A 14,145-nucleotide genomic window follows, 5' to 3' on the forward strand; every position below is an offset into this window, starting at 1 on the left:
GAGACTTTCGGCTCGGACGAAACAAAACACCTGCTGTCCAAATCGTATTGAGCTGCCTATCATAGTGATTCAGTTGGCTGCTAGATTTGATTTCGTGGCGCAGAAGAAATCAGAGCGGTTGATGAATTTAACGATCATGCTGCTTTCCGCCAACAAATACGTCTCCCGTGACGAGATCCGAGCCCGCATAGAGGGTTATAGAGACCTGAACGATTCCAACTTTGAGCGCACATTTGAACGCGACAAGGACGAGCTGCGCGCCAGAGGCGTCCCAATCGAGACCGGCAGCAACTCGGCACTTTTCAGTGACGAGACCGGCTACATGATCAAACGAAGCGATTATGAACTCCCTGAAGTCCAGTTCAGCAAGGATGAGACGGCTCTACTTTCGCTAGCATCGAGCGTCTGGCAGCAGGCAAGCACTTCAGACCAGGCTAGGAAGGCCCTGCTAAAGCTGCGAGCAGGTGGAGTCGAAATCGAATCCGATCGCGAGGATGGAGTGCTGGAAACTCGGGTGAGTGTTGAGGACCCGTCATTCGAGCCGATCTGGGAGGCGCTCGCTGAAAAGCGCGTAGTCTCTTTCGAGTATCGCAACTCTCCGGCCACGAGGATCGTTCAGCCGTGGCGTCTAGTTATGCGCTCAAACATCTGGTACCTGCTGGGCTACGACGTCACGAAGGAATCGTCGCGAATCTTCAGGCTTAACCGCATAACGTCGAACGTTAAGATTGGCGAGGTCGCCGATTATGAAATTCCTGATTCGCAAACTTTAAACGACATGGCTGCTTCGATCGCCCCTAGCGGTGACAACGGCGAGGCCGTTTTGGCCATTCGGAAGTCTCACGCGCCCGCTCTTCGTCGCCGCGGCCAACGCATCCAATGGAGAGGTGAGCTTCCTGAAGGCTTTCAGGCCTGGCGGGTTAGGCTGCCGTACAATCCCGTGGTCGAAATCGCAAGCTTTGGCTCGCAGGTGCTTGTGCTCGAACCGGACCAACTGAAAAACCAGGTGATCAAGCGATTAAAGCAAGTGGTAGGTGCCCACGGGGGTGAGCATGAAGAATGAAGACCAGCTCTGCAGAATGTTGGCGATTCTTCCTCTTGCCCAGAGCGGAGAGAGCCTGACAACCAAGTCGTTGGCAAAGATGTTTGGCATAACCAAACGCCAGGTTATAAACGATCTTTCGACGTTATTCATGTGTGGTTTGCCGGGCGGATATCCGGACGATTTGATCGACGTCGATATGGACGCGGCCATCGACGATGGCGTGATCCAGATCAGCAATGCCGAGTACCTGAACAGGCCGCTGCGTCTGACGCAGGACGAGGCTATGAGCCTGCTCGCAGCGCTTGAAGTTGTTCGCGAGGCGGCCACCGGAGAACAAGCGAAAACCGCGAATTCTGCGATAGCGAAGCTTGAAGAAATCACGGGCGCCGGAAGCGGGGTCCATTTCGATATTTCGACGGGTTCTGACGAAGTGCGCGATCGGTTAGCCGCCGCAATCTCTAATAACAACAGAGTCAAACTCGTCTACGATGGCGCGTCACGGGCCGTCACGACACAACCTGTCATCGACCCGGTTCTCATCGAGGTCAGACATGGAGTGGCATATCTGAACGCTTGGAGCTTGGACGCCAAAGATTGGCGGGTCTACAGGTTCGATCGAATAATCAGCGTGGAATACACCGGGCAGAGCGCCGAAGACCACGGCGAGGCGCCGAGCGGCCAGTGGTTCGAAAAGGAGAAGGATGTCGTGATCGTCCTCGCTCCGGATGCCGCATGGGTTTGCGAATACCACCCGTGCGAAGTTCTCGAGCGCAAAACTGATGGCTCGGTGCGCGCCCGATTCAAAGTGGCGAGCGACGCCTGGCTCACGTCGATTCTTTTGCGTCTTGGCGACGGCGCCCGCGTCGAAGACGAATCTCTAGCGAAGGATGCCGTGCACGCCGCGCAACAAACACTGAAGATGTACGACCAGATCGAGAAACAATGACTGACACTGAGATGCTGGCCGAGTTCTCGGCTGGCTACGGCTTTAAATTCGACGATTTCCAGATCAAGGCATGCCAGCGAGTCTTGGATGGCTCCGGCGTTTTGGTCGCAGCTCCCACAGGTTCGGGCAAAACAGTGGTTGGAGAATTTGGCTGCTGGCTTGCTTTGCAGACCGGCAAAAAATGCTTCTACACCACACCGATTAAGGCGCTTAGCAACCAGAAATATCACGACTTGGTTGCCCGCTACGGAGCCGATTCGGTTGGCCTGCTCACCGGCGATCAGTCAGTTAACTCCGAGGCCGACGTCGTCGTCATGACTACCGAAGTGTTGCGAAACATGCTCTACGCGGGTTATCGTACGCTGCAGGGTCTTGGCTACGTGGTGATGGACGAGGTTCACTACCTGGCCGATCGATTCCGCGGCGCCGTCTGGGAAGAGGTTATTCTTGGCCTGGCGCCAGACGTCGACCTGATCTGCCTATCCGCCACGGTCAGCAACGCGGAGGAATTCGGCGAGTGGCTAGACGAGGTGCGAGGAGACGTCGCGGTTGTCGTCAGCGAAAAACGCCCAGTTGATTTAGCCCAGCACATGCTGGTCAACGAACAAGTGATCGACCTGTTCGTTAATGGCAAGGTGAATCAGAAGCTGCTCAAGCTGGAGCGCGGCGAAGCCAGAAACCAACGCGACGATTCCAGGAGGCCCAGAGGGCGCTCGGGTAAGGGCAAGCGCAACGTCAGCTTTGGTTCCGGAAGGTACGGCGGTGCAGCCGCTAGCCGCTATCGCGATCGCGGCGACGATAGAAGAAAAACCCTCCGGCCGTCTAGGGGACAGATGGTTCGGGGCTTGGCGAAAGAGAACCTGCTGCCCGCGATCGTTTTCGTGTTCAGCCGTGCTGGATGCGATGGCGCGGTTCAGCAACTACTTGGCACCAACATCGTGCTGACGAATTCAGCAGAGCGCTCCGAGCTAATGCGGATCGCTGAAAAGTACTCCGCACAGTTGACCTACGATGACAAGCTGGCGCTTGGTTGGGACAATTTCATCGAGGCTCTTGGGCGCGGTATCGCGGCTCACCACGCAGGATTGCTGCCGGCATTCAAGGCGATCATCGAGGAGGGCTTCACCAGGGGCCTGATCAAGGTGGTATTCGCAACCGAAACCCTAGCGTTGGGAATCAACATGCCTGCCAGGACCGTCCTCATTGAACGGCTGGTGAAATACAACGGTGAGGCGCACGTCGACATCACGCCCGGCGAATACACCCAGCTAACTGGACGTGCGGGCAGACGGGGGATCGACACCGAGGGACATGCAGTCGTCGCATGGCAGCCTGGCATCGATCCGCGTGCTGTCGCTGGCCTGGCGTCGAAGCGAACCTACCCGCTTCGTTCCAGCTTCACTCCCAACTACAACATGGCCGTTAACTTGGTCGGGACTATAGGTAGAGACCGAGCGCGAGCACTTCTGGAGCAGAGCTTTGCCCAGTTCCAGGCAGATCGAAAGGTAGTGAAGGCAGCCAGACTGCACGCCACCGAAGCTAACCGGGCCAAAGAGCTTTGGGAACAAGCCACTTGTTCTAAAGGTGACTTCCGCGAATACGCGAACCTTCGTGTGCAGATCAGCCAGCTCGAAAATGAGGTTGCGAAGCTGCGTAAGGGCGACAAGCGTGCCGAGGTGTTGGACTTCCTCTTCGGACTGGAGCCTGGAGACGTCATCTGGGTTCCTGCAGGCAAACACAAGGGTTGGGCTGCGGTCGCCGATCCTGGACGTCCGCCAGTGCCACATCCACTGGTGATGACGCAGAAGCACATTGCTTTGAGGCTGACCGACGGTGACTTTCCAGTTCCGGGTGTTGTGCGCTCAAGGGTTCGGGTGCCGAAGAAGTTCGACCAACGCTCGGCAGCCGACAGGAAGGCGTTCGCGAGATCGCTTGATGCTCGGCTAGAGACTATCGACCGGACTCCACCTCCGGCATCGAAGCCAGGCAGAGATAAGCAGCTTGCGGCCGAGATAGACGAGATGCGCGCCCAGCTCCGAGAGCACCGTTGCCATTCTTGTCCAGATCGGGAGGCCCATGCGCGCAGCGCAGAGCAGGCTATTCGTATCGAGCGCAAGGTTGCTCCTAAGCCGAAGAGCCGAAATTCTATTTCCGCACAGTTCGATCGAATTTGCCTAGTGCTTGACTCTCTCGGTTATCTAGACGGCGATGTGGTTACCGACGACGGAAAGATGCTGCAGCGCATCTATTCCGAACTAGATCTTGTTGTTGCAGAGTGCGTGCGGCAGAACGTCTTTGTTGATCTTGACGTGCCCTCCTTGGCGGCAGTGCTTTCGACCCTCGTTTATGAGGCTCGACGCGCTGATTCGGGCAGGTTCTTCTCTATGCCAGACCGCGATTCCGAGGCCGTGCAGACGCAGGTTCGTCGAATCTGGCGAGACATCAACAAGGTTGAGCGCGACGCGAGAGTGGAGCGTAGCCGTTCGCCAGAGATCGGGTTCGCTGAGCTGGCCTATCGATGGGCTGCTGGCGAAGGGCTTGCCGACTTGCTGGATGACTCCGACATGCCTGCCGGCGACTTCGTGCGCTGGGTGCGTCAGGTTATCGATCTAGCAAGCCAGCTATCAAACGCTCCTGGAGCGCAACCGATTCGGGAAACCTGCCGGGGTGTGGTCAACTCCATGCGTCGTGACATAGTCGACTTCGGCGCCGAATAGTTCCTTTGGACGAAACCTGGAAAACTCTTGTTGGGCAGTTAAGCTTTAGCTCATGAGTTTAGCTATCCGTGTCATTCCGTGCCTCGACGTCAACGCCGGACGTGTGGTCAAAGGCGTCAACTTTGAGAACCTGCGGGACGCCGGCGATCCGGTTGAACTGGCAGCACGCTACAACGAGCAAGGCGCCGACGAGCTGACTTTCCTAGACATTTCCGCGACCAACGAGGGCAGGGCGACGACCCGCGACATGGTGCGTAGGTGCGCCGAGACCGTCTTCATTCCGCTAACCGTAGGCGGAGGGGTGCGCTCGGTTGAGGACGTCGATGATCTGCTGCGTTGTGGAGCCGACAAGGTCGGCATCAACACGGCAGCGATCGCTAATCCGCAGCTGCTAACGGACGTAAGCAATAGGTTCGGTAAGCAGGTCGTCGTGCTCAGTCTTGATGCCCGTCGCCAGGACGATCAGCCTTCCGGCTTTGGCGTCACCACTCACGGTGGCAAGCGCCCGGCGAATTTGGACGCAATCGAGTGGGCCAAGGAAGCACAAGACAGGGGAGTTGGCGAGATCCTGTTGACATCAATGGATGCCGACGGCACGACTAGCGGTTTCGACATCGAGATGATCAAGGCAGTACGCGAGGTCGTCGACGTCCCGATCATCGCTTCGGGCGGAGCAGGCACGGTTCAGCATTTCATCGATGCCGCAAAGGCCGGCGCAGATGCGCTTTTGGCGGCATCAGTTTTCCATTACGAAACCATTACGATTGCCGAAGTCAAACAGGGTTTGGCAAACGCTGGGATAGAAGTAAGAAAATAACCTTATCCACCATTTGAGACGCATTGTGAAACGGTAAAACTTGCCGATATATTTTCATTCATGCGTAGCAACGAGCTAGTAATCGTTTAGCGCTTCTCGGCAGAATCTTGCCGGCCGGTTGGTCTGCAAGGTAGTGAAGCTCAGAAGCGCTCCCTCGAATGCCCAAAGGCATCGAGGGTTTTTTATTATCTAGCGGTTGCGCGTCGAAAATATGGAGGAGCAAGATGGCAGACCAGTCCGAAAAGCAGCTACCGATGCTGACAGGCGCCCAGGCGCTTATTACTTCTTTGGAAAAAGTAGGCGTAGAAGTAGTTTTCGGTCTTCCCGGTGGCGCCGCGCTGCCTATTTACGATGCGCTATACGAATCCTCTCTTAAGCAGGTTTTGGTTCGTCATGAACAAGGTGCGGGCCACGCTGCAGAGGGCTACGCTTTGGCTACTGGACGCGTAGGCGTCGCAATCCTGACCAGTGGCCCAGGCGCCACCAACGGTGTCACAGCGCTGGCCGATGCATACATGGATTCGGTGCCTTTGGTCATGATCACCGGTCAGGTTTCCTCCGAGTCAATCGGCACCGACGCCTTCCAAGAGGCCGATATCAGGGGCATTACGATGCCGATCACGAAACACAACTTTTTGGTTAAAGACGCGCGCAACGTTCCGGAGATCATCAAGGCTGCATTCCACATCGCCTCCACTGGGCGTCCCGGCCCCGTTCTGGTAGATATCACTAAGAATGCGCAGAACGACACCGTGCCATTCGACTTCACCGACGAGGTGAAGCTGCCCGGATATAAGCCGACGGTTCGTCCGCACAACCGCCAGGTTGAGGCCGCAGCGGACCTCATCTGTGAGTCCGTCAAGCCCGTTTTATACGTCGGTGGCGGCGTGGTTCGCGCTCGTGCTTGGCAGGAGCTGAAGGACTTGGCTGAGCTAGCCGGTATTCCGGTGGTTACCACGCTTCCTGCGCGCGGCGTTTTCCCCGACGATCACCCGCTGTGCCTGGGTATGCCTGGCATGCATGGCACAATTCAAGCCGTCGGAGCTATGCAGCGCTCGGACCTTCTGATTGCTGTTGGCACCAGGTTCGATGATCGCGTCACCGGCGCGTTGGACACGTTCGCTCCGAACGCGAAAATCATTCACGCCGATATCGACCCAGCCGAGATCGGTAAGAACCGTGCCGTCGATGTCCCGGTCGTGGGCGACGCAAAGATGTTCCTCGGGCAGCTGCTCGACGAAATGCGACACAAGCGGATCCCCGATTACTCGGAGTGGACCGCCAAACTGCAGGTCATGAAGAAGCGCTACCCGCTGTCATGGGAGGCCGGTGACGAAGGTGGGACCGGCCTGAGCCCGCAACAGGTGATTAAACGGATCGGCGAGATTTCCGGACCGGATTCAATCTTCGTCACCGGAGTTGGCCAGCACCAGATGTGGTCGGCCCACTTCCTGCCGTTCAAAAAGCCTGCACAGTGGATGACGAGCGCGGGTCTGGGCACAATGGGCTACTGCGTTCCGGCAGCCATGGGAGCGAAGGTGGGACAGCCGGACAAGGTCGTGTGGGGCATTGACGGTGATGGCAGCTTCCAGATGACCAACCAGGAACTCGTTACCTGTGCTTTGAACGGGATTCCGATCAAGATCGCGATCATCAACAACAATACGCTCGGCATGGTGCGGCAGTGGCAGACACTGTTCTACAACCAGCACTATTCGAACACCGACATCAGGACCGATTCGCTGCCGAACTTCCCGATGCTCGCGCAAGCGATGGGTTGCGCGGGTCTGAGGGCAACCTCTGTAGAGGAAGTCGACGAGGTGATCAACAAGGCGATGGAGATCAACGATCGTCCGGTAGTCGTCGAGTTTGTCTGCAAGAAGGACTCGATGGTTTGGCCGATGGTTGCCGCAGGCACGAGTAACGACGAGATCAAGGTGGCCCGCGAAATGGCGCCAGATTGGGAGGACTAATGACCACGCACACACTTAGCGTTTTGGTGCAAGATCACCCAGGTGTTTTGACGAGGGTCGCTTCTCTTTTCAGCAGGCGCGGGTTCAACATCGAATCCCTGGCGGTCGGGCCGACAGAAAAAGAAGGGGTTTCGCGAATGACGCTGGTCACGGTTGTCGACGACGAAAGGTTCGTCGAGCAGCTCGTGAAACAGCTGAACAAGCTCGTGGAAGTCTTGAAAGTTTTAGAGCTTCCGGAGTCCTCCGTGTGTCGCGAAATGATCCTGGTGAAGGTGCGCTGCGATAACACCAATCGCAGCTCCGTCATCGACGTGGTTAGCCTGTTTAGGGGCAAAGCAGTTGACGTTGGACTGACCTCAGTGACTATCGAAGCCACTGGAAGTCACGACAAACTAGAGGCGTTGCTGACCATGCTTGAGCCTTACGGCGTCATCGAGCTGGTTAAATCCGGGCAGGTTGCGCTAGGTCGCGGCCAGAAATCAATCAATGAAAAACGGGCTCGCGCCTAGCGTGCTCGAAAAAAATAAGGAAGGCAAAAATGGCTGAAATTTACTACAACGACGACGCAGATTTGGCAGTAATCCAGGATCGTTCCGTCGCCGTCATCGGATATGGTTCTCAGGGCCACGCACACGCGCTCAACCTGCGCGATTCCGGTGTTGACGTTCGCGTCGGCCTGGCGGAGGGCTCCAAGTCTCGCGCCAAGGCCGAGGCCCAGGGTCTGCGCGTACTCAGCGTCGCTGATGCCGTTAAGGAAGCAGACGTCATCATGATCCTGGTTCCCGACCAGGTTCAGCGCAACGTCTACCGCGACGAGATCGCCCCGAACCTGAAGGACGGCGACGCGCTATTCTTCGCCCACGGCTTCAACATCCGTTACGGCTACATTCAGGCTCCTGAGGGCGTTGACGTCTGCATGGTTGCACCGAAGGGCCCGGGTCACATCGTTCGCCGCGAATACTCCGACGGCCGTGGCGTTCCGGTTCTGGTTTGCGTCGAGCAGGACGCTTCGGGCAAGGCCTGGGATCTGGCTAAGTCCTACGCGAAGGCGATCGGCGGCCTGCGCGCTGGTGGCATCAAGACCACCTTCGCGGAAGAGACCGAGACCGACCTGTTTGGCGAGCAGGCCGTGCTGTGTGGCGGCATGTCTCACTTGGTCCAGGCTGGCTTCGACACCCTGGTCGAGGCTGGCTACCAGCCCGAGATGGCCTACTTCGAGTGCCTGCACGAACTGAAGATGATCGTCGACCTCATGATCGAGGGTGGCATCAGCAAGCAGCGCTGGTCCATCTCCGACACCGCTGAGTACGGCGATTACGTCTCTGGCCGTCGCGTCATCGATCAGCACGTCAAGGACAATATGAAGGCTGTCCTGGACGACATCCAGAACGGCGCGTTCGCGAAGCGCTTCATCGACGACCAGGATGCTGGCGCTCCTGAGTTCAAGAGGCTGCGCGAGGAGGAGGCCGGTCACCAGATCGAGGCCACCGGTAAGGAACTGCGCAAGATGTTCAGCTGGATCGAGAACACCGACGACGACTACACCGAAGGCACCGCTGCACGCTAACCGTTGCTAATCGGATAACTGGCCTGGTCATTTTTGACCAGGCCAGTTTTTGTTTCTGGAGAACAGCGTAAGTGCGAATGATTGGTTACCTGCGAATTGTCGCTAATGTGGTTTCTGTGAACCGACCACTAGCGCTTTTATTCGCATTGTGCTGTGTCGTGTTTTGCGCATGTGGTTCAATGACTGTTTCGCCGGGCAGCTATGGCCTTTCTCCGGTTGCGAAAACCACTCCCGGGAGCCCTAGCAGCGTTGAGCCTTCGGCTAGCCCACAGCCGACCTTTTCCACGAGCATGGATTCCAAGGGAATCGTGCACTCGGACGCCAAATCAACAGGATCGTTCCTGATCAATAAAAGCTCCGCGGATTCTGCCAGGGAAGGTAGAAAGATCGTCTATGCGGTCCGGGTGGAGGATAGCCTTGGTCTTGATCCCGAAGAGGTTGCTAAGAAGATCCAAGAGACTCTGGATGACGATAGGGGCTGGGCGCCGATCGATAAGGTTTCCTTCCGGCTCGTTCCCGATCCCGATGACGCCGAACTGATCGTGACTTTGGCCACTCCTGCTACTGTAAACGAGTTTTGCAGACCTTTGGACACTCAAAGCTGCTGGAGCTGCCGGGCGGGTGAGGCAGTTAACCTGAACGCAGATCGGTGGATGTACGGTACGACATCGTTTTCTGATCTGAGTATCGAGGAATATCGTTCCTACCTGGTCAACCACGAGATCGGTCACTACCTCGGTAGGGGGCACCTGAGCTGCCCGGGGCAGGGCATTCCGGCCCCGGTGATGCAGCAGCAGAGCATGTCGGTTGATGTTTGCAAGCCGAACGTGTGGCCTGCAAACGATCCCGATTAAACCAGTTTTGCTACCTTGTCGCCGATCTGGGAGGTGGATAGAGATTCGTCTCCGCGGTTGGCCATGAACTCGCTGACGGCCGTTCTGATCCGTTCCGCATCTTGCGGTCGCTCCAGGTGATCCAGCAGCAGCGCCATCGAGCTGATCGCGGCGACCGGGTCGGCGATTCCCCTACCAGCGATGTCTGGGGCGGAGCCGTGCACGGGCTCAAACATAGAGGGGAATTCGCGCGACGAGTTGATGTTTGCCGAAGGAGCGAGCCCGATTCCGCCAGTGACGGCAGCCGCCTCGTCGGTGATGATATCACCAAAGAGGTTATCGGTGACTATGACGTCAAAATCCTGAGGATTTGTGATCATCTTGATCGTGGCCGCGTCGATGTGCAGGTAGTCACGCTTCACCTGCGGGAATTCCTCGCCGATCTCGTTGAAGATTCGGTTCCAGAGCCCGCCCGCGTTCACCAGCACATTGTGCTTGTGCAGCAGGGTGACGTGGTTGGATCTGCGGGTGGACAGCTCGAAAGCGTAACGAACAACTCGCTTCACCCCGTGAGCGGTGTTTACGCTTACCTCTGTGGCTACCTCCTGGTCGGTTCCAGCGCGAAGCTTGCCGCCGTTTCCGCAGTAGAGTCCCTCGGTTCCCTCGCGGACAACGACAAAGTCGATCGGCTCGCCGTTGGTCACCCATTCGGCCAGCGGGATCTGCTGGTTGGGGTAGACCTTGGAAGGACGAAGATTGACGTCCTGGTCTAGGGCAAACCGAAGCTTCAGCAGCAGCCCGCGCTCGAGCAAGCCGCTAGGGATGGTGGTCGAACCGGGGGCGGCGCCGACGGCACCGAAGATGATCGCATCAGTCTTCTTAAGCTCCTCCAGAGTGTCGTCGTTAAGTACCTCTTGGGTGGCAAGCCAGTGCTGAGCACCGAGGTCGAAATCGACAAATTCGAAAGTGTTTTCGCCCACCGTCGCCTTTAGTACCTTGAGTGCCTCGTCGACTACCTCCGGTCCGATTCCGTCGCCTCGGATAACTGCAATTCTCGCCTGCTTAGAAGTCATGCCGGCTAGCTTAATGAAAGCTCAAGCGGTCAACTGTTTAGTCTCAGCAGACAGTTTTAATTGGCCTTATTGAGCCACTCGCGCACGCTCTTCCAGCTGGCGCAATCGGTGGTGTCGATTTCCAGGTTCTTGTACAGCGACGATCGTCCGGTCAGTGCGGAGATGCCCATGGAGCAGCCGAGAAGCGTGTTGATGATCCGCCTTAGGCCATGATGGGAGCCAGACCTCGTGAAGAAGATTGCGGACAGCAATCCGCGAAGTGCACGATCTGCCTGACCAATGTTCTGGTCTAAGGGACGATCGATGAATACGTACTGGGGCTCCTTCTTTTTCCTGCCCATGGTTACTCCTAATTAATGGTTCAGGTAAGTTACGTTTTCAAGTATATAAAAGGCCAAGCGTTTACTGATTGGACTATGAATTTCTCTGCTTCTTAATAGGGTTAGCCTTACTTGCATGTCGCTGAAATTTGAATTACCAGAAAACCCGAGTTTCTTAGCCGATGATGCGATAGCTACGATCCACGAGAACCCCGGTTTCGGGAAGTTCTTTACAGATCACATGGCTGTTGCCGATTGGAATCATGAAGACGGTTGGAAGAACGACAGGCTTGTTCCGTATTCTCCCGTTGCGATGGATCCGGCCGGCGCCGTATACCACTACGCGCAGGAAGTGTTCGAGGGGATGAAGGCCTACCGTCATGCTGACGGCTCCGTTTGGCTGTTCCGTCCCGAGCGCAACGCCGCGAGGATGGCGGATTCCGCAAAGCGTCTGGCCCTGCCCGCGCTTCCGGTGGAAGACTACCTGAAAGCTGTCGAAAACCTAGTTAAGCTCGATGAGCGCTGGGTGCCGGGCGGTGAAGAACAGAGCCTCTATATTCGTCCGTTCGAGATGGCTAATGAGGATTTCCTAGGTGTTCGTCCTGCAGAGACCGTGGTTTTCGTGGTCATCTGCTCCCCGGTTGGCGCCTATTTCACCGGTGGTGTTCATGCGGTAGACATCTGGGTCGAGTCGCAGTACGCCCGCGTCGCAGTGGGCGGAACTGGTTCCGCTAAGTGTGGCGGAAACTATGCGGCTTCGCTGCTGCCGCAAAAGCTCGCTGAGAAGAAAGGTTGCAGCCAGGTGCTGTTCCTTGACGCAGCAGAGCACCGCTGGCTCGAGGAGCTTGGCGGAATGAACATCTGCCTGATCACGAACAACGACGAACTGGTCACTCCGGAGCTAAACGGAAATATTCTTCCGGGTGTGACCCGCGACTCGCTTCTGCAGCTAGCCCCCGATCTCGGTCTGACTCCGATCGAACGTCCGGTCAGCTACGAAGAAGTCCTTAACGGGATCGAATCCGGCGCGTTCGTAGAGGCGTTTGCCTGTGGCACTGCTGCAGTCATCACCCCGATCGCGTCGCTGCAGGATGCAGACGGCGTTTACGCCTTCAAGGGCGAGCCCAAGAAATCTCTTGAGCTGCGTAATCACCTGATCGATATCCAGTACGGGCGCGTCGAGGACACCCGTGGCTGGATGCACCGGGTTGTTTAATTTCGAGAGGTAGTAGCAAACAGATGAGTAGCCCACTGGCGATGCCAGATGTGTTCCACATTTACGACACGACTCTGCGCGACGGTAACCAACAGGAAGGAATGCACCTTTCGGTTACCGACAAGTTGCGGATAGCAAGACTGCTGGATGAACTTGGCGTCAATTTCATCGAGGGTGGCTGGCCGGCAATGGTCGCTGGAGACGAGGACTTCTTTAAGTCTGCTGCCACAGAGCTCGAGCTGCGCAATGCGAAGCTCGTCGCATATGGCCGCACCCGTGAGCCCGGACTTACCTGCGAGAACGATCCGGCGCTAGCCAAACTCGTCGAGGCTAATACCGAGGTAGTTTGCCTGGTAGCGAAGGCCCACGATGTTCACGTCTACGACGCGCTCCGCACGACGCTCGAAGAGAATTTGGCGATGGTCGACGAGACCGTGCGCTATCTGGTGGGCTTGGGGAAGAGAGTGTTCGTAGACCTGGAACACTTCTTCGACGGCTATAAGGCAAATCCCACCTACGCGATGGCGGTGCTGCGCAAGGCGGCAGAAGCTGGGGCGGAAGTGGTGGTGCTGTGTGACACCAACGGCGGGATGCTGCCGCACGACATGGGCGACATCGTGTCTGCTGCCACCCAGGTTGGCGTCGACCTCGGTGTGCACTGTCAGAACGATTCCGGCTGTGCGGTGGCCAACTCCATGTCTGCCCTTGATGCCGGCGTGATGCATGTGCAGGGCACGATTAATGGCTACGGTGAGCGTTCCGGCAACGTCGACCTGACCACGGTGATCGCCAATCTGCAGCTTAAGTACAAGTGGCAGGTGATCAGCCCCGGACAACTCGGGACGCTGACGTCCATTAGTAATTCCATCGCAGAGATCGCCCATCAGCCGCTCAACCCGAGGCAACCGTTCGTCGGGCATTCGGCATTCGCCCACAAGGCTGGGCTGCACGCCAAGGCGGTGCAGATCAACGAGAATCTCTATCAGCACGTGGATCCTAGGGCCGTGGGTAACAGCACCCACATGGTTATCAGCGAAATGGCTAGCAGGGCAAGTGTTCAGGTCAAGGGCGAAGAACTCGGGTTGGATCTCTCCGACCGCAAAGTCGCCGATCAGATCGCTGAGCTGGTCAAGCAGCGCGAGTCCAAGGGCTATTCCTACGACCTCGCGGACGCTTCGTTCGAATTGCTGGTCCTTGACTATCTCGATCAGCTAGAATTGCCTTTCCAAGTGGTTAGCTGGAAGGTCGTGTCTGAGGACGATGGTTCCGAAGAAAACTCGGTTTCCGAGGCGAGCGTGAAGCTGATCGCTAATGGTTTGCGAGAAGGCGTGATTAGCGTTGGCAATGGGCCTGTTAATGCGCTCGGCCAGGCTCTTATTCAGGCCCTGAGTGGTGAGTATCCGTTCGTCAAAAGCTATAGCCTCACCGACTACAAGGTTCGCATCCTCGACATGGAAGCCGGAACTGACGCCGTCGTGAGGGTGATGATCGTCACAACGGACGGCGAAACCACCTGGACAACGCTCGGCGTTGGCACCGACGTCATCGAGGCGAGTTGGGAAGCATTGGCTGACGCTTATCACTACGGCCTGATGAAGGGCTACGGTTCGAATAAGTGAGCGATAAGCGATTAGGCTT

At 57.0% G+C, this 14,145-nt stretch carries 12 protein-coding genes; 10 read left to right on the forward strand and 2 right to left on the reverse strand.

Going from position 1 to position 14,145, the window contains the following annotated elements; genetic code table 11:
* Positions 1–94 precede the first annotated feature (94 nt).
* The 8 genes from G556_RS0105570 to G556_RS10365 all read left to right on the forward strand — a co-directional run bounded on the left by G556_RS0105570 (position 95) and on the right by G556_RS10365 (position 9,919).
* Entirely contained in the window at positions 95–1,063 is a 969-nt protein-coding gene (locus G556_RS0105570) for a helix-turn-helix transcriptional regulator (RefSeq protein ID WP_028822055.1), read from the forward strand.
* Positions 1,053–1,991: a helix-turn-helix transcriptional regulator gene (locus tag G556_RS0105575; RefSeq protein WP_036916103.1), complete on the forward strand. Its 939-nt coding sequence runs from the start codon at positions 1,053–1,055 to the stop codon at positions 1,989–1,991. The genes G556_RS0105570 and G556_RS0105575 overlap by 11 nt, the downstream gene beginning before the upstream one ends.
* Positions 1,988–4,708 carry a DEAD/DEAH box helicase gene (locus G556_RS0105580; protein ID WP_028822057.1) on the forward strand — a complete coding sequence of 907 codons (2,721 nt, stop codon included), beginning with the start codon at positions 1,988–1,990 and terminating at the stop codon, positions 4,706–4,708. Before G556_RS0105575 ends, G556_RS0105580 begins: the two co-directional genes overlap by 4 nt.
* A gap of 52 nt (positions 4,709–4,760) precedes the next feature.
* Positions 4,761–5,525, forward strand: coding sequence for an imidazole glycerol phosphate synthase subunit HisF (hisF, locus tag G556_RS0105585; RefSeq protein ID WP_016455670.1), 765 nt, complete (start codon positions 4,761–4,763; stop codon positions 5,523–5,525).
* 224 nt (positions 5,526–5,749) lie between these two features.
* Positions 5,750–7,498 carry an acetolactate synthase large subunit gene (locus G556_RS0105590; protein WP_016455671.1) on the forward strand — a complete coding sequence of 583 codons (1,749 nt, stop codon included), beginning with the start codon at positions 5,750–5,752 and terminating at the stop codon, positions 7,496–7,498.
* A complete protein-coding gene (gene ilvN, locus G556_RS0105595; RefSeq protein ID WP_028822058.1) occupies positions 7,498–8,007 on the forward strand; it encodes an acetolactate synthase small subunit in 510 nt (169 codons plus the stop codon). Before G556_RS0105590 ends, ilvN begins: the two co-directional genes overlap by 1 nt.
* A gap of 29 nt (positions 8,008–8,036) precedes the next feature.
* A complete protein-coding gene (gene ilvC / locus G556_RS0105600) occupies positions 8,037–9,065 on the forward strand; it encodes a ketol-acid reductoisomerase (protein ID WP_024110946.1) in 1,029 nt (342 codons plus the stop codon).
* Positions 9,066–9,244: 179 nt separating this feature from the next.
* Positions 9,245–9,919 carry a DUF3152 domain-containing protein gene (locus tag G556_RS10365; protein ID WP_051176723.1) on the forward strand — a complete coding sequence of 225 codons (675 nt, stop codon included), beginning with the start codon at positions 9,245–9,247 and terminating at the stop codon, positions 9,917–9,919.
* On the opposite strand, the gene G556_RS0105610 is transcribed toward G556_RS10365, so the two are convergent.
* Entirely contained in the window at positions 9,916–10,971 is a 1,056-nt protein-coding gene (locus tag G556_RS0105610; RefSeq protein WP_028822059.1) for a 3-isopropylmalate dehydrogenase, read from the reverse strand. The two genes, G556_RS10365 and G556_RS0105610, sit on opposite strands and share 4 nt — an antisense overlap.
* A gap of 56 nt (positions 10,972–11,027) precedes the next feature.
* Complete coding sequence (locus G556_RS0105615; protein WP_028822060.1) at positions 11,028–11,312, reverse strand: YgaP-like transmembrane domain; 285 nt, start codon at positions 11,310–11,312, stop codon at positions 11,028–11,030.
* A gap of 115 nt (positions 11,313–11,427) precedes the next feature.
* On the opposite strand from G556_RS0105615, the gene G556_RS0105620 reads away from it, so the two are divergent.
* Entirely contained in the window at positions 11,428–12,507 is a 1,080-nt protein-coding gene (locus tag G556_RS0105620) for a branched-chain amino acid aminotransferase (protein ID WP_028822061.1), read from the forward strand.
* Positions 12,508–12,530: 23 nt separating this feature from the next.
* The gene (gene cimA / locus G556_RS0105625; protein ID WP_028822062.1) at positions 12,531–14,126 is read left to right on the forward strand and encodes a citramalate synthase; all 1,596 of its coding nucleotides are present in this window, start codon (positions 12,531–12,533) and stop codon (positions 14,124–14,126) included.
* The last annotated feature ends 19 nt before the right edge of the window (positions 14,127–14,145 follow it).

This window comes from Propionimicrobium lymphophilum DSM 4903, assembly GCF_000423485.1.
GTDB classification, from domain to species: domain Bacteria; phylum Actinomycetota; class Actinomycetes; order Propionibacteriales; family Propionibacteriaceae; genus Propionimicrobium; species Propionimicrobium lymphophilum.

What these genes read in the sequence shown, in the direction of transcription:
- G556_RS0105575 (WP_036916103.1), top strand. Translation starts at nt 1,053, where the DNA reads ATGAAGAATGAAGACCAGCTCTGCAGAATGTTGGCGATTCTTCCTCTT.
- G556_RS0105580 (WP_028822057.1), top strand. Translation starts at nt 1,988, where the DNA reads ATGACTGACACTGAGATGCTGGCCGAGTTCTCGGCTGGCTACGGCTTT.
- hisF (WP_016455670.1), top strand. Translation starts at nt 4,761, where the DNA reads ATGAGTTTAGCTATCCGTGTCATTCCGTGCCTCGACGTCAACGCCGGA.
- G556_RS0105590 (WP_016455671.1), top strand. Translation starts at nt 5,750, where the DNA reads ATGGCAGACCAGTCCGAAAAGCAGCTACCGATGCTGACAGGCGCCCAG.
- ilvN (WP_028822058.1), top strand. Translation starts at nt 7,498, where the DNA reads ATGACCACGCACACACTTAGCGTTTTGGTGCAAGATCACCCAGGTGTT.
- ilvC (WP_024110946.1), top strand. Translation starts at nt 8,037, where the DNA reads ATGGCTGAAATTTACTACAACGACGACGCAGATTTGGCAGTAATCCAG.
- G556_RS10365 (WP_051176723.1), top strand. Translation starts at nt 9,245, where the DNA reads ATGACTGTTTCGCCGGGCAGCTATGGCCTTTCTCCGGTTGCGAAAACC.
- G556_RS0105610 (WP_028822059.1), bottom strand. Translation starts at nt 10,971, where the DNA reads ATGACTTCTAAGCAGGCGAGAATTGCAGTTATCCGAGGCGACGGAATC.
- G556_RS0105615 (WP_028822060.1), bottom strand. Translation starts at nt 11,312, where the DNA reads ATGGGCAGGAAAAAGAAGGAGCCCCAGTACGTATTCATCGATCGTCCC.
- G556_RS0105620 (WP_028822061.1), top strand. Translation starts at nt 11,428, where the DNA reads ATGTCGCTGAAATTTGAATTACCAGAAAACCCGAGTTTCTTAGCCGAT.
- cimA (WP_028822062.1), top strand. Translation starts at nt 12,531, where the DNA reads ATGAGTAGCCCACTGGCGATGCCAGATGTGTTCCACATTTACGACACG.